Source organism: Candidatus Hydrogenedens sp., assembly GCA_035361075.1.
In the GTDB taxonomy this organism is placed as follows: Bacteria; Hydrogenedentota; Hydrogenedentia; order Hydrogenedentales; family Hydrogenedentaceae; genus Hydrogenedens.
The window spans coordinates 1974-17994 of sequence record DAOSBX010000055.1 but is presented as its reverse complement, the minus strand read 5'-3'; the positions used below and the strand labels follow the sequence as shown (position 1 = coordinate 17994).

At 39.8% G+C, this 16021-nt stretch carries 11 protein-coding genes; 7 read left to right on the top strand and 4 right to left on the bottom strand.

All coding sequences use genetic code 11. The features are described from left to right. The first annotated feature begins 90 nt into the window (after positions 1–90). The 6 genes from PLJ10_12685 to amt all read left to right on the top strand — a co-directional run bounded on the left by PLJ10_12685 (position 91) and on the right by amt (position 9918). Positions 91–1554 (top strand): C45 family autoproteolytic acyltransferase/hydrolase, encoded by a 1464-nt coding sequence (locus PLJ10_12685; GenBank protein ID HOK10500.1) that lies wholly within the window; start codon positions 91–93, stop codon positions 1552–1554. Between the two features lie 166 nt (positions 1555–1720). Further along, the gene (gene tgt / locus PLJ10_12680; GenBank protein ID HOK10499.1) at positions 1721–2860 is read left to right on the top strand and encodes a tRNA guanosine(34) transglycosylase Tgt; all 1140 of its coding nucleotides are present in this window, start codon (positions 1721–1723) and stop codon (positions 2858–2860) included. 172 nt (positions 2861–3032) lie between these two features. After that, complete coding sequence (gene yajC, locus PLJ10_12675) at positions 3033–3293, top strand: preprotein translocase subunit YajC (protein HOK10498.1); 261 nt, start codon at positions 3033–3035, stop codon at positions 3291–3293. Positions 3294–3349: 56 nt separating this feature from the next. Then, positions 3350–6094 (top strand): protein translocase subunit SecD, encoded by a 2745-nt coding sequence (gene secD, locus PLJ10_12670; protein HOK10497.1) that lies wholly within the window; start codon positions 3350–3352, stop codon positions 6092–6094. A 94-nt stretch (positions 6095–6188) separates the two neighbouring features. Then, positions 6189–8192, top strand: coding sequence for a cation:proton antiporter (locus tag PLJ10_12665; GenBank protein HOK10496.1), 2004 nt, complete (start codon positions 6189–6191; stop codon positions 8190–8192). A 325-nt stretch (positions 8193–8517) separates the two neighbouring features. Then, positions 8518–9918: an ammonium transporter gene (amt, locus tag PLJ10_12660; protein HOK10495.1), complete on the top strand. Its 1401-nt coding sequence runs from the start codon at positions 8518–8520 to the stop codon at positions 9916–9918. Here the strand turns inward: amt and PLJ10_12655 are convergent. The 4 genes from PLJ10_12655 to PLJ10_12640 form a co-directional block, all read right to left on the bottom strand. Next, positions 9915–10481 (bottom strand): GNAT family N-acetyltransferase, encoded by a 567-nt coding sequence (locus tag PLJ10_12655; protein ID HOK10494.1) that lies wholly within the window; start codon positions 10479–10481, stop codon positions 9915–9917. The genes amt and PLJ10_12655 overlap by 4 nt on opposite strands. Positions 10482–10626: 145 nt before the next feature. Beyond that, positions 10627–11415 carry a sorbitol-6-phosphate dehydrogenase gene (gene srlD / locus PLJ10_12650; GenBank protein ID HOK10493.1) on the bottom strand — a complete coding sequence of 263 codons (789 nt, stop codon included), beginning with the start codon at positions 11413–11415 and terminating at the stop codon, positions 10627–10629. Further along, entirely contained in the window at positions 11403–13043 is a 1641-nt protein-coding gene (locus tag PLJ10_12645) for an alcohol dehydrogenase catalytic domain-containing protein (GenBank protein ID HOK10492.1), read from the bottom strand. Before PLJ10_12645 ends, srlD begins: the two co-directional genes overlap by 13 nt. A 23-nt stretch (positions 13044–13066) precedes the next feature. Continuing rightward, on the bottom strand, positions 13067–13819 hold the full coding sequence (locus PLJ10_12640) for a class II aldolase/adducin family protein (protein ID HOK10491.1): 753 nt from the start codon (positions 13817–13819) through the stop codon (positions 13067–13069). Positions 13820–14426: 607 nt separating this feature from the next. Between PLJ10_12640 and PLJ10_12635 the strand changes: the two genes are divergently transcribed. Further along, positions 14427–16021, top strand: a 1595-nt coding sequence (locus PLJ10_12635; GenBank protein ID HOK10490.1) for a hypothetical protein, incomplete at its 3' end; no start/stop codon positions are given.

Genomic DNA, 16021 nt, shown 5'->3' with positions numbered 1-16021 from the left:
ATTAATAATCATAAAGTTCATGAAACGATTATTTTTGTTCAGAAGTCATTAAAATAAAAAAAGTGAGTGGCTTTAGAAAGGAAAGTATTTATGAAACAGTTGTTTGTTAAAGAATCCCGTAATTTTTTGTTGTTGTTTATTGTATCCCTTTATCTTATTTTTTTACCTTACTGTATTTATGGTGAAGAATCTCCTTCGCAAAAAACGGAAACATGGTTTGTTCCAAAGATTATTGAGAACCCAGAAGTAAAAGAATTGGATAAGGAGGGGAAAGGGACACTATATCAAGTAGGGGAATTAAAACTGTGCGTGCTTGAAGGGTCATATTATGATATGGGTGTACAGCATGGTCGCATGTTGGCAAAAAATATTCACCATGTATTTAAAACAGGATATATTAAAAAGGCGTTGTGGGATCGAGGATATACCCCAGAGTATGCATACGCACAATCTGCTCGAATGGTAAAACATATCCCAGAACGATTTCTCGAAGAAGCACGAGGTATTATTGATGGGTTGAAAAAGGTAGGAATAACCGATATTTCTTTAGAAGAACTTCTATTAGGCACAACCGTTGCAGAAATTCTTCATTTTCCACCTGATAGCCCTCCTGAAAGTGGTAAAGGATTCTCGCCAGATTCACCTGAGGTGCATGCAGTAAGTAAAACGGATTTGACATCAGGACCTCAATGCACAAACTTTGTATTCTGGGGCAAATGGACAGAAGATGGCAGAATACTACATGCACGCAATCTCGACTGGAGTTGCCAACGTGATGCTCAAGATGATGCGGTTATCTTTGTTTATCACCCCACGGATGGAGTTAAACCATACATGCTTATGGGATGGGCTGGTGGATTAGGTAGTTTGACAGGTATGAACGCACACCAAATATCAGTAGGCCAGGCAACACTCCCAAATTCCAATAGCACCTTTGATGGTCGCCCATGTTTTATTACCGTGCGGATAATGTTGGAACAGGATACTCTGGATAAAGTAGTAGATGTGGTGCTAAAAGGACCAGAAGGCACTGGTTGGAATTATACAATTGCGGATGCAAAGACAAATACTGCGAGATGTATAGAGTCAGACCCTGCGATTAAAAATGTTTATGGACCTAATGACCCAAAAGAAAATGATGAAACGAAACATTACGGATTACCAGATATGATACGTCGCACCAACCATCCTGTAAGCAAAGAGGGATTGGTTGCATTAGCCAAGCGTGTTGGACCTTTGATTAAGCCACCTCTACATATTGAAACATGGGAACAGTTCAAACTGGTGCTGTTCCTGTTTACCAATCATAACACTTACCAGCGGTATGACTGGTTAGGTAAACAGTTCCAGTCCCAAGATGGCAAAGGTCCTATTACTATCCAAACAGCAATGGAATGGCTTGCAAATGGACCTGTCCATAATCCAGAAACGCTTCACTCCTGTGTGTTTGACCCCAAAAATCTTATTATTTATGCATCAATTGCACAGAACAATCCTATAGTAACTGCGTCTCATTGTCCCTACACAAAACTTGACATGAAACAGTGGTTTTAAACCCTATATACGAAAGTTTATTCATACTAATACAATATTAGAGCATTCATAGGGCAAATTAGTGTATTGATTTTTTAGTTATTATTTTATTAAACTATAATACTTTGGACAGGCAAAGAGAGGAAAACAAAAATTTATAAATATTTTCAATACAAAATTAGATTTTATGATATTTTTTCAAATAGAACATAAAGATAAAAATTCGAATGCAAGAACAGGGAAAATACATGTAGCCCATGGAGAAGTGGAAATTCCTGTATTTATGCCTGTGGGTACACAGGCTTCTGTCAAAGCCCTGACACAGGAGGAATTGGAGAGCATAGGGACAACTATTATTCTTTGCAATGCGTACCATCTTTATTTGCGACCTGGCCTTGAAACGTTATCGATGGCAGGTGGTGTTCATTCCTTTATGAGCTGGAATAAGCCCATTTTGACAGATTCTGGAGGGTTCCAACTTTTTAGTTTAGCACATCTCAATAAGGTTACACAGGAAGGGGTTATTTTCCAAAGTCATATTGACGGCTCCCGACATCATATTACACCTGAAAAAATGATTCAGTTCCAGATGGATATAGGGGCAGATATTATCATGAGTTTTGATGAGTGTACCCCATATCCTGTCTCACATAAAGATGCAGAAAAATCAATGCGGAGAACAATTGTTTGGGAGAAAAAGGGTTTCGAATATTGGAAGGAACGGAGTGAACAAACCTATTCACAATTGTTTGGTATCTTACAAGGGAGTGTATATGAAGATTTGCGAGAAAAATGTGCGGAGGAATTATGTCCGATTGATTTTCCAGGTTTTGCAATTGGTGGTGTAAGTGTAGGGGAAACAGACGAAGAGAGACATAAAATAACAGAACTTTCCGCAAAACTACTACCTGAAAACAAACCGAGATATTTAATGGGAGTAGGTGCACCAGAGGATGTGTTATGGGCTATTCGGTGCGGAGTGGATATGTTTGACTGTGTTATGCCGACCCGAAATGCAAGAAATGGTTGCCTTTTTACATCTCACGGAAAATTAAATATACGAAATGCACGGTTTGTTCGCGACTTCACGCCGATAGATGGCGAATGTAATTGTCCCGTATGTACACGATATACTCGTGCATATTTGAATCATTTGTATAAAGCAAAGGAAATTCTGGCTTTTCGATTAAATACATTGCATAACGTCTATTTTATGTTAAAATTATTCGAAAAGATTCGTCAGGCTATTCGGGAAGACCGATATCTCGATTTTTATAATGACTTCTTTTCCAAGTATAATATAGGGAAATCAGAGGTCATAGAGTAAAAGGTTTATTATTTTATTTTTTTATTTTTAAATAACACGAAAGGAATAGTAAATGTGGCGGTTTCTTTTTGCACAGGTGGAAGAGGCTGTCCCTGCTGAAGTCGCAAAAACTGCACAGGAGGCAGGACAACAGACATCAACCACAACAGCAACGCCGAGTCCCTGGGGCAGTATGCTACCAATGATTTTAGCGTTTATTGCTATCATGTATTTTTTGATGATACGTCCCCAACAAAAACGGGAAAAAGAACGGCGAGAAATGTTAAATGCTTTAACAAAAGGAGACAAAGTCGTTACTACGGGAGGAATGTACGGAACGGTTGTTGACTTATCGGAAGACAAAGTGACCCTTCGAGTGGATGATAAAGTAGAAATAGATTTCGTTCGCGGAGCTGTAGCACAAATTGTCTCGAAAGCCAATGAGAAGAAGTGAAAAGTTAATTAATAATTTTAACCATATAAATAACATAAAGGAGCATAAATAAACCTATGTATAAGAATCCATATCGAGCATTATTAATCTGGATTGTTATTATCTGGTCGATTATTCAGGTGTATCCCACATTGGGCTGGTTAACCTTATCGGATGAGGCACGACAAGCCCGATTAGAAAAGTGGCGACAGGAAGACGATGAATGGGCAAAAAGGAAGCATAGTTACACAGAAGAAATGTGGAAGACAATCCGTCGCTGGGCTGAGTTTGACCGTGACCGTGTTATAAATCTCGGATTAGACCTCCAAGGCGGGGTGCACATGGTTTTACGATTCGATATTAATGATTTACCGCCAGAACGTTTGCAAGAATATCGAGACCGCCGATATTCTGATGCAAATATCGAGAAAGAGGTTCAGGAAATTGTTCTTCAACAGATTCGGCGAAGAGTAAATGAATTTGAAGCAAGAGAACCTGTTATTCAGGCATTAGGAAATAACCAGATTCAGATTCAATTACCTGGTGAAAAGAATGTAGAACGTGCAAAAAACTTAGTAAAGAAAACAGCACAATTAAACTTTCATATCGTTGCTGAATTGAATGATACTATACAACTGTTTCAAAAAATAAAAGAAAAATATCCAGAGGAATTTAATGCCTTTATTCAACGCCCAAAATTGAAAGGCGACCATTTTACTGTCCGTGTCGAGAATTACGACCGTGTCCGTCGATTGATTGAGACATGTGAGAAAGAGGGGCTGATTCCAGAAGATAAAATGTTAGCATTCAGTCAACCTCCAAAGCCGTACGAGGAGCAGGTTTATAAACTTTATTATATCGATAGAAAACCGATAGCGTCTGGTGAAGGGTTGCGTTCTGCGGTGGCGATTCCAGACCAGAACAACCCACCAAATTGGAAAATTTTGTTTGAATTTAATAATGCTGCAGGTGCACTTTTTGGTGAGGCAACTGAAAAAAATATAAACAAACCAATGGCAATAGTTCTGGATGGTATGGTCTGTTCCGCACCAGTTATTAGAGACCGAATAACCACCCGAGGTGAAATTACGGGCAATTTTGAGCAACCCGAAGCAACTGACCTTGCCATTGCCCTTAATTCAGGCTCCATGTTTGTGCCCGTTAAAGAAGAATTTACCCGTATCGTTGGTGCAAGTTTAGGGGCAGACGCAGTTAATAAAAGTGTTATTTCTGCCATTATTTCACTTATTATTGTCAGCGCATTTATGGCAGTATATTATTTATGGGCTGGTGTTATCGCCTTAATAGGTTTGGTTGTCAATTTCCTAATCATACTTGCCCTGATGGCATATTTTGAAATGACCTTAACATTGCCTGGTGTTGCAGGTCTTATCTTAACTATCGGTATGGCAGTAGATGCGAATGTGCTTATTTACGAACGTATCCGTGAAGAGTTAAAATTAGGACATGCCTTAGCAACTGCGGTGAGCAATGGCTTTGCAAGGTCAGCGGTAACCATTCTTGACGCAAATATAACCACACTTATAGCCGCAGCGGTACTATTACAATTTGGTACTGGTCCCATTGAAGGATTTGCAATAACCCTGAGTGTTGGCGTATGTGCCAGTGTCTTCGCCGCATTAGTTGTTTGTCGAGCATTATTTGACTTCCTTTTAGACAGAAGAATAATCAAATCTCTTCCGATGCTGAGTGTCATTCCAATGAAACCTAAGATTCCGTTTTTACAGCTCAGATATTATGCATTTACATTTAGTGCCGTGTTAATTGTCGTAGGTATGGCTGTTTTCGCATGGAGAGGCAAAGAAAATCTGGGCGTAGATTTTGTTCAGGGAACAAATATCAACGTGCAAATTAACAATGACCAACCTATTCAGCCTGGTTCTGTCAGAGAAGCTTTGGCAAAGAGCGGATTTGGCAAAGCCATTGTCCAATTAACAAGTGAACAAGATGTGGAAGCAGGAAATCGGTTCTTAATCCGCATCGCTGAAACGGATATACCAGGAATAGCCAAGTCAACCTCTACGAATCCGACAACGTCCGAAATAAAACAAGAAGAGAACCCAAACACTGCACCTATAACTGCTTCCATTGCTGGCAATTCAGGAGGCGATGATATTGGTTCTGTAATTCAAAAAGCATTGGCTTCTCTTACAAAAACTGGTAAACCAGAAGATGTAACCATAGAAGACCAACAAACAGTAGGACCAGCAGTAGGTGCCCAGCTACGTATAGATGCAATAAAATGTATTTTCTGGTCGTTTGTCTTTATCATTATCTACCTCTGGTTCCGTTTCGAACTTAAGTTCGGGGTTGCCGCAGTAACCGCATTAGTACACGACGTACTCATAACATTAGGTGTCTTTGCAGTGCTACGTCGTCAGATTGATATGGGTGTTATCGCTGCAATTTTGACTATTATCGGTTATTCATTGAATGACACAATTGTGGTTTTTGACCGTGTCCGTGAAAACTTGAGATTGTATCGTGGTAAAGGATATAAGTATATCGACATACTAAATATATCTATTAACGAAACATTAAGTCGAACTATTTTGACTTCTTTGACAACGTTGTTTACGGTATTTGTACTATTCATATTTGGTGGAATCGCTATTCATGACTTTACGTTGGCACTGCTTGTCGGTATTGTCATAGGAACATATTCATCCATATTCATTGCTTCACCCATAGTCCTCATTTGGGAAGGTATGAGTGAACAACGACAACTACGATTAGCGTCTCAAGCGAAAGGTGGTAGCACAAAGAAAACAACACAAGCAAGGGCAGGTGCAAAAATATAATTTGTGTATTTGCGAATGAAAAAATAGTTTCAGGGAGAGTTAAACCTCTCCCTGATTTGTTTTAAAGTATAGAATTTCAATAAGTTATTAGTATATGGATGTGACGTTACTTTTATATCTAAGTATTTTATTCGGAACAGCATTATTTATTGCTTTACTGTTTCGTGCAATTCGGTTTCCTTCCATTATAGGATTTGTGCTCGCAGGTATTACTTTAGGTCCATCAGGATTAAAACTTTTTGATGAAACCTGGGTCCCTTATTTTATTGATTGGGGGGCTGTCTTTCTTTTCTTTATTGTCGGACTTGAATTAAGCCATACTTTACATCTAAAGTCCATGTGGACGTCTCTTAAATCGGGTGGGGCACAAATAGTATTATCTCTTATAGCCTTCGTTGTCCTTTGCGGACTATTAATAAACGTCGATAGTAAATTAGAAATCTTGACTTTGGGTTTTATCATGTCCCTTAGCAGTACCGCAGTTGTTTTGAGATACCTTCAAGACCGTGCTGAATTAGAAACCCCTTATGGAATAATGACCACAAGTATATTAATTCTCCAGGACATTGCAACAATAGGCTTTCTTATCTTTGTTTCTTTCTCCATTTTTATACCTAGCTCACAGGAAGGATGGAATGGAAAATTATTAGGGCTCGGTTTGGGACTGGTAGCTATTTTAGTTTTAATACCAAGCCGAAATTTAATGCCGTATATCGTAACATTTGTTGCGAACCGTGGCGGATTAGATTTATTAACCTTATTTGCTTTGTTTTGTGCAATTATAGGGGCATTTGTCGCTAATTATTTAGGCTGGTCAGCAGGCTTAGGGGCTTGTCTTGTAGGACTGCTACTTGGTCAATCCGATGAGAAACATCAACTCGTTGCCGAAGTTCGACCATTCCAGGATGTTATTTACGCATTATTCTTCATCTCTATGGGCATGATTTTTCCGCTGGAATGGGTCATATCTCATTATATTCTGGTTGTTGTTATGACCTTGGGAATTTTAGGGATTCGGTTCGTCTTAAATTATTCAGCCCTAAAATTAGCGGGGATAACTCCACGTCTTGCGATTCTTGTCTCAATGCAACTATTGCCATTGAGCGAATTTAGTTTTATTATCTGTCGTGAATTTTCAAAAGGAGAATATATATCACCGGATGTGTTCAATGGCGTAACCACATTCACCGTGATAACAATGATAATGGGCAGTATTTTACTTCTCTATATTGAGCCTATTAATCAAAAGCTTATCCAGTTATTTACAAACAAAAATCAGGAGCCACAACCTGAGCAAACAAACCAGAGCAAACTTATAGGTCCTCATGTAGTTATTATCGGGTTCGGACTAACAGGTCAAAATCTTGCGAAGGTATTAAAATCAACAGGTATCCCATTTGTTGTTATAGAAATGAATAAGGAGCTTGCTAATAAAGCCAAAGAGATGGAGCCGACAAAATTAATTATTGGCGATGCAACTCAACAAATCATCCTAAATCAAGCAGAACTTGAAACCGCTCAGGCTGTGGTAGTTGCTGTGAACGACCCAGTGGCGTGTAGAAAAATTGTAGGGCAAATTGCATCCCGACTACCGCATCTTTACATTCTGGTTCGAACCCGTTTTGTACGTGAAATAGATTTACTGAAACGATTAGGAGCAAAACAAGTTATCCCAGAAGACTTCGAGACATCTATTGAAGTAATAGCCCATATCTTAAAGAGGTGTGGTGTGCCAGATAATATTGTGGAAGCTGAAACAATAGCAATTCGCATCGATGGCTATGCAATGCTTCGTGGAAAGGCAAGCTCACGTGTCGGTGTTGAAGAGATGATACGAATATTAGAACGGACAACAACACAAACCTACTATTTAGCCAGTAACAGTTTCGCTGTCGGCAAAACTCTCGCACAAATTGATTTAAGACGACGTACTGGATGTTCCATCATAGCGGTAGTTCGGGCTGGAGTTCCAACACCAGGACCTGCAGGCGACTTTGTCCTATCCGCAAATGATGTGTTAGTCCTTGTCGGTGCCCATGCCCAGATAGAATCCGCCCGAAACCTTTTGGGACAAGAAAAATTAGAAGAGAACGAATAAAAAATAAAAAATTTTTTTGTGATTGTAAATGCAAAATAGAATGTTTATAAAGTAATAAAGGCAATTTCTCTATAAATCTGTGATAGGGGTCGTTATACAAAACAAAAAAGTAGGATTCCCATTAAAATAACTACACAATTGTATCTTTAACCTATCGCCCTTATCTAATTTGAACTCACTCATTACGTCAAAACGCTGAAAATCTGAGGGGTAATAATATTTTAATGACATGGCATAAATCTTGTTAATCCATGACAAACTAAATCTTAAATTTAATTACGATGATACTAATGTAATGAATTTGTGATTAAGAAAGGATGCATCTATGCGAAGTATTAAAGGAAATTATGTTTTATTAATTATCGTATTCTTTTTATTTGTCATTATCAACAATCGTAGTTTCGCAGAAGAGCAAGTAAATAACACATTAGACCCCAAGGTAGTTTTAGATACGTTATGGGTTTTAATTACTGCTTTCTTAGTCTTCTGGATGAATGCAGGTTTTGCGTGTGTAGAGGCGGGTTTTTGCAGAGCAAAGAATGCAGTAAATATATTGACGAAGAATTTTATTGTTTTTGGAATAACATTGGTGTGCTTTTGGGCAGTAGGTTTTGCATTGATGTTTGGAGATGGAAATCCAATAATAGGATTAACAGGCTTCTTTCTATCAGGTTCAGATAATAGCCCATCCATCGGCGACGTATATCAAGGGGTATACAGTTCTTTAAATTGGACTGGCGTTCCATTAGAAGCCAAATTTTTCTTTCAAGTCGTTTTTGCAGGAACATCAGCCACCATTGTTTCAGGTGCGGTAGCAGAGAGAATACGATTTTCTGCCTTCCTATTGTTCTCTGTGGTAATATCATCTATTATCTATCCGATAGCAGGTCACTGGATATGGGGTGGTGGTTGGCTTAGTTCCTTTTTAGGTGTCGGGTTTAAAGACTTTGCTGGGTCGACAGTGGTTCATTCTATTGGTGGCTGGTCAGCATTGGTAGGGGCATGGTTATTGGGACCTCGTTTAGGTAAGTATGGGAAGAAAGGTGAGATTACGCCTATCCCTGGGCATAATCTATCGTTAGCGACATTAGGAGCATTAATTTTATGGTTAGGTTGGTTTGGCTTCAATCCTGGGAGCACCATGGAGGCAAATCCCGCTAAAATTGCTCATGTCGCATTAACCACTGCGATGGCAGCAAGCACAGGTATTGTTATTTCCTGTTTATATGCATGGATTCGATTAGGAAAACCAGATTTAACCATGATTATAAACGGTTCACTTGCAGGTTTAGTGGCTATTACCGCTCCTTGCGATGGGGTCAGCGTCTTTGGAAGCCTAATTATAGGTGCTATTGCAGGAATTATTGTCGTTGAAAGTGTATTATTTTTTGACCGCATAAAAGTTGATGACCCCGTTGGAGCGATTTCTGTTCACCTCGTTAATGGAATTTGGGGAACATTAGCAGTCGGTTTGTTCGATGTAGAGAAAGGACTACTTTATGGAAACGGTGGAAAATCGCTTTTAGTACAACTTGTGGGTATTATAGCGGTCGGGATTTTCGTATTATGTGTTTCCTCAATCGCATGGCTAATTATTCGAGCACTCATAGGTTTGCGAGTCGATGCAAATGAAGAATATTTAGGTTTAGACCAGAGCGAAATGGGACTTGAAGCATATCCAGAGGAGAGAGCCATCCCCGAATATATTTTAGCAAAAGATGCCTAATTGGTACTTTTGCAATTATTCTGTTTCAATCGCCTTACTTGTTCATCAGGATGCTCTGCATATTCTTCTATGGTCTTGTAAATCGTAAAACCTGCTTTTTGATATACAGGCAATGCGTTCGGACTATCTAATGAACATGTATGAAGCCAATACCTCTTCGCTCCTCGTTCAAAAACAAGTCGTGAACTCCAGTCCAATAAATATATCCCAATGCCTCTTCCATAATATTCTGGGAAAATACCAAAATAGGCTAATTGAACTTCTGGGAACTCTCTAAAATCCAACTCCACCATGCCTATCGGTAAATAGTGAATATAAGGCACATATAACTCCACCTTCGGATGATGAATATCCTCAAGAACCTGCTCATCAGATTGTAATTTCCGTTCCCACCATGTCCATGGCGAACCGATAGTATCATATAAATAACGGTAAAAGTGAATCGGCGGCTTTTCAATCTTTTCTATATGAAACCCATCAATATTAATGTTTCTCGGCTCTCTCTCCGGCACATTAAAAAGTTCCAGATACCATGTCGTTAGTAAAATTTTGTCTTCTTGCACGTTCATCTCCATATATACCAGTTACTCTGCATCCATAACAGCATAATGCATGGTATTTTAATGTATCCTACTACTAAATAACAACAGAACATATTACGCCGTAAGTAATGGAAGTGTAAGATGTTAACAATGAGTGGTGTAGTTGCTACCGCATCTCTTGTCCGCCAGTAACATTAATTGCCTGTCCTGTCATATAACTTGCTTCGTCACTGGCTAAAAAGACAACGACATTGCACACATCTTCATATCGACAGGGACGTTTCATCGGAACCTGGTCAATATACTTTTTCCGTACTTCTTCTTCAGAAATGCCTTGATTTTTCGCATATTGTTTGAAAAGGCTTTCCGTCCATAATGGGGAGTCCAATAAATTTCCAGGACAAATCGCATTGACACGAATCCCATGCTCTGCAAATTCCAGAGCCAGACTTTGTGTTACCCCAATCCCTCCGAATTTGGCTCCAGCATAAGCAGAATTTTTAAAACTTCCTTTCTTGCCAGATTTGGAGTTTATTTGTATTACCGTTCCGTATTTATTGGGCAACATCACACGTATGGCTTCACGAGCACAGATGAAATATCCGACCAGGTCAATATCAATAACCTTCCGCCATGCAGAAATATCAAAACTAATAGAATCTCCCGAGATAAGTATCCCAGCGTTGCATACCATTATGTCCAGACCGCCAAGCTGTTCAACTGCTTTATCTACTGCATTTCTGACCATTTCCGCATTGGTAATATCTACCTTCTCTGCGAAGATGTTCCGACCTGTGTCTTCTGCTATCCGTTTTGCGGTTTCCGACATTTTTTCAATGTTAATATCCCAGCCTACCGCATCTGCACCTTCCTGTGCGAGCCGTTTTAATATAGCTTCTCCTAAGCCTTGAGCTGAACCAGTAACAATTGCTTTTCTACCTTTTAATCGTTCCATGGCAAATACCTCTCCAATAATTTTTCTTCTGCTTGTTGTGTCCACGTTCCATCTTTTGAAAGATATTGACCCACTTCGGGTAATATCTCTGGTATTTTTTCCAGAGGTATTAATGGCAAATCAAGTATCTGCGGATAAATAACCACTTTGCCAGGGAAGCGTGCTTCTTTCACCGCTTTTAGCCCTTCATGAGCGGAAAAAAGACCGCCAATCACAGCAACACTCCGATTTGTATCCCGAGAACCTTCTTCTACAGATTGCAATACATGGCTTAAATCTGAAATCCTGCTCCCACTGCAACCAATAATTTTTACGCCCTCACAAATCTTTTTCAATGACACATTCGCTATGGTGCCTATTCCCAATCCTGCAAAAAGATTTACAAATCCACACGGAGCAGAAAAATCAACCGCCTGCGTTACCAATGCAGGCACTGGTGCTAATAATACAACATCAGTATAACCCTTCGGAGCTAACGATTCAAGATGTTTGTTTAAAGAGGTAGTATCAGCAAAATCTTTGGTGCAAACGGTAATCAATTCAACATGTCTTTTCTTTAATAATTCCGCCGACCTTACACGCAAATGTTCCAATCTACCTGCATCTAAATCTGTAACCACTACTTTCCGTGGCCCATCCGTCTTTTCCAATGCCCGTTGAACATGCATCTGCCCCATCGGTCCACCAGCCCCAATAAATAGAGCAATTCCATCCGGCATTAGGTCAGACCGCATATTCTTTTCTTTTATCTCATCTAATGTTCGCCCACCTCCTATAATTCGCTTATATTCATAATGAACCGAACCCACATCCACAGAGATATACTCATTTGATACGTCATCTGCGGAACCTAACACATACATTGTCCCATGAGGTGCTAAATATTTCAACCATGCCTCCATCTGTTTACCAGCAGATATATCAGATATTTGTATGATAATATCTTTAGATGTTTCCCCTTCCGCAGGGAATTGATTCGGAGCAAATATTTTTGACTTCGGGAAAATGTTTAATATGTGTGGGTCAGGATTCGCTGTTATATACCACGGGCTATCTGTGTCAGGATAGATACGGTCCTCTAAACGATACGACATTTCCACACATGCCCACGGCTCTGCCAACGCAGAAGCACTGTACCCCGTAGTTGGTTTTACAGGCAATAGATAGCAACCATCATCCCCTGCCAACGCTTTTTCATCTAAATAAGTATATTGTTGCATACCGCCCGGAATTAAATATCCAAAAGCATATCCAACACCTTTATAATAAATATCTGCCTGAACAATGAAACGGTCTCCCTTCTTAAATGCCTTCGCCCACTGCGACCCTGCTTTTACTACCGTAACCGCACATTCATGCCCCAATACAATAGGCTCTTCCGCTAAATTCCTACCACGAAGACGCGGATGATTACCGCCCAAATTAACAATCTTAATGTCTGATAGACATATCCCTAATGCATCAATCCGCAATAAAATTTCGTTATCATTCGGCTCGCGAAGTGGTAATAAAACAGGCTTGCCATTCTTACCTATATTTTCCAACCCGGAACCAAACACCTGCCATGCATAGTATTGCTCTGGAATAGCATGTTCTACATTACGAAATTTCTGTAATTTGTCGCTCATAATAAACTCCTTAGCATTTTCGTTCAAAGTAATTTCTGACGGTAATGTTCATCTGGTCGCGTGTCAATTCGACGAACTGCAGAATCACTCAAAAATTTAGGTCCACCGCAAAACGCAGAGCCAACAACAATCTGAGCACATTTCTCAGCCATGAGCGTTATCGCCTGAACCTTACTCGGTGTCGGTCCCATAGCAATTAGTCCATGATTCTCCATAAAAATAGCCTTGGGTAAAAATCCTTCTGTCGCTACAAACTCCTGAACCTTATCACGAACAACGCGGGCTAATGTAAGTCCAGGGTCAACATACGGAATATACACCGATTTACTACCTACCACGACAATATGGTCAGGACATGTCCGCCCTTGAATATACTCCTCCGCTTTCTGCGAACATAAAATAGAATTAACAAAAATAGGATGCGTATGCCCAATAAACATATATTGCGGATATTGATACAAAACCGCATGCAATATCGTCTCCACCGATGGCATCCGTTTATCCTCTACATTCGTTTTTGACGATTGCAATGTTTGTAGCACATCCTCATCCGTCGCAGATAGATTATCAAGCAGAGACAATACAGGCTCCATGCGGACGCAAAGAAAATCACTACTACGTATCGTCTGTAATGTCGTGCCAGACGCCTTTATATAAAAATGAGAATCATCAAGCCTCGCCGAAGTATTGCCCTCACCTAATATCGCAAAATGATGCTCAGGCTGTCCTAAAAAATGACTCATACTTACCAGTTGTTCTAAGATTTGTTCTGACATTGCTATACCCTTTAAAATGTTTAAGCATATATTATATAGAATTTCTTCCCAGAATTTGAAATGTATAAATAGGAATTCCTAACTCCCTATCCATACATAAAAAATAGTTCATTTCCATACACATCCTGAAAATTTACATACAGGCAGACTTACCCCTCTCCATGAAGGGAATATTTGGTTTGGTTTAGATGTGAAGAAAAGAAGAGAGTGAATTAAAAAAATTTTGTGCGTTTGTTTGTGAATGGGGAAGGTGCCATGATTTAGGTAGTGTTATTTGAATAACAATACACAAATAATGGATATTCGTAGGTGAAAAACAATAATTTCAAATGAAATTCATTTTAAATTTTTGGTTTATAATTTTTAAAATTTTACTTGACTTTTTAATATTAATAAGGTATTATATATATGTGGCTGAAAGGCTGTAGGAAAATTGAATACGTAGTTATGTAAAGGAAAAAAGTGAATTATTTGCAATGGGTGACTAAAAAAAATTATAGTTATGATATAAAATGCATTGGTTCGAAGCATTTTATAAATAAAACGTATGTGTTTTTATTAAAAGTTAATCATAAAATAACAACCTTTAATGAGAAGGATTCAAGCCGTGAGTAAAAAATTATTTGTCCAAACCTTGTGTGTGCTGGTGTTATTTGTTTTTATGTTTGTAAGCATGCCGGCACAGGCGCACCCGTACATGTATTACAACGGGACGGAGTATTGGAGCAGTTTAGAACAAATGGCAAGTGAAATGGATAATATCATAGACGACATGCTTGTGTCGTTGGGCTTGTGTCCGCAATGGACACAGGACTGTAACGGTGCTAACAGCGCATACTGGCGAACTGTTACAGGTCAGGATGGTCCCTACTGGGATGGCTCAGATAACAGGAGCGACCACGGAACAACGAACATTGGTACAGGTGGTGCTTGGTCCTATACGCCAAAGGGCAGTGGATTTAAGTTAGTGGATTCGCGGTATTTTGCATTGCTTGATGCAGTGCTCGACCCGAACAGAAACACAAACTTACCCTCTGGAACCGTTACTGCTATCCGCACTGCTTTCCAGAACAATATCAATCGTGCACGCACTTCAGAACTCACTATACAAGGTGTTCGGATTCGTGCAACTTTAGTGGGTTGTCCGAATAATATAACGGTTGATGTTACAACAAATACACATATGGAAATCACAATTGAAGCATTACTTTTTTGCGCTCTTAAATATACGGTTGAATTTGATGTGCCTTCGTTTTTAACGAGTGATAGAGGTGGACCTTTAGCAGAGGATGCGGACCCAAGATTGGATGATGCATTAATCAATATGACCGCTGCGTATATGACCCTGGGCGACCAGAAGGCGATGGATTACTGGTATTCCTTCTACGGTAAGATGATTCAAATCGTTATTAACGATTTGTTGGATGATATTATTCGGAATATGACGAAAGGATTGAATGATAAGAAATTTATTGACCAGTTGATATCTGCTGGACCGGAGAACTGGGATTTCAATGCACATCCGGAATTATATGCACCGGAGCCAGAGTCAAAAATGGTTTGCCATCCGTGGGGGAATACGGCGACGGTGGACTTCACAGTGCCTGTTGAGGTTCCCGGTGTTGGAACTATTAATGTACGTGTGACTGTGAAGGATTCTGATGTATGCAAATCAATTCGAAAATTTGCGAATGACAATGTTGTGGCGAGCCAGTTCCAGCCACAGACCGCACGCTTAGCGGTAGCACCCAGTACAGGTAATTTGAACGCGGATGGCAGAACGAACTTCCTGACCTATTCGGATACATTCAATTCGAGCAATGTTTATGCGACTATAGCCCAGGGTGTTGCGGAATGGGCATTGCGTGAAGACATTTTCCCGGCGACATTGTGGTTAGAGACCCAGCCGGTTGGTCGCACCAGTCCGCCGTTGACCTGGGGCCAGGATAGCTGGACATTAAGCGTGGCAGTGGATAACGGTGATGGCTCTATCTGGACACCGAATAATTTACCGCCTTCTACGCCACGGTTCAATTATCAATGGTATTATGGTAGCGACCCGGGTAATGTGACTACGCCGGTGAGTGGTGGGAATGTGCGTGTGCTAGTAATTAACCCGGTGGACTGGATTGGCTCCAGGTATTTCCGTTGCCTGATTGCGGACCCGTATTCTAAGGCTTCTATATATTCCAATACGGTAGA

What these genes read in the sequence shown, in the direction of transcription:
- PLJ10_12685 (HOK10500.1), top strand. Translation starts at nt 91, where the DNA reads ATGAAACAGTTGTTTGTTAAAGAATCCCGTAATTTTTTGTTGTTGTTT.
- tgt (HOK10499.1), top strand. Translation starts at nt 1,721, where the DNA reads ATGATATTTTTTCAAATAGAACATAAAGATAAAAATTCGAATGCAAGA.
- yajC (HOK10498.1), top strand. Translation starts at nt 3,033, where the DNA reads ATGCTACCAATGATTTTAGCGTTTATTGCTATCATGTATTTTTTGATG.
- secD (HOK10497.1), top strand. Translation starts at nt 3,350, where the DNA reads ATGTATAAGAATCCATATCGAGCATTATTAATCTGGATTGTTATTATC.
- PLJ10_12665 (HOK10496.1), top strand. Translation starts at nt 6,189, where the DNA reads ATGGATGTGACGTTACTTTTATATCTAAGTATTTTATTCGGAACAGCA.
- amt (HOK10495.1), top strand. Translation starts at nt 8,518, where the DNA reads ATGCGAAGTATTAAAGGAAATTATGTTTTATTAATTATCGTATTCTTT.
- srlD (HOK10493.1), bottom strand. Translation starts at nt 11,415, where the DNA reads ATGGAACGATTAAAAGGTAGAAAAGCAATTGTTACTGGTTCAGCTCAA.
- PLJ10_12645 (HOK10492.1), bottom strand. Translation starts at nt 13,043, where the DNA reads ATGAGCGACAAATTACAGAAATTTCGTAATGTAGAACATGCTATTCCA.
- PLJ10_12640 (HOK10491.1), bottom strand. Translation starts at nt 13,819, where the DNA reads ATGTCAGAACAAATCTTAGAACAACTGGTAAGTATGAGTCATTTTTTA.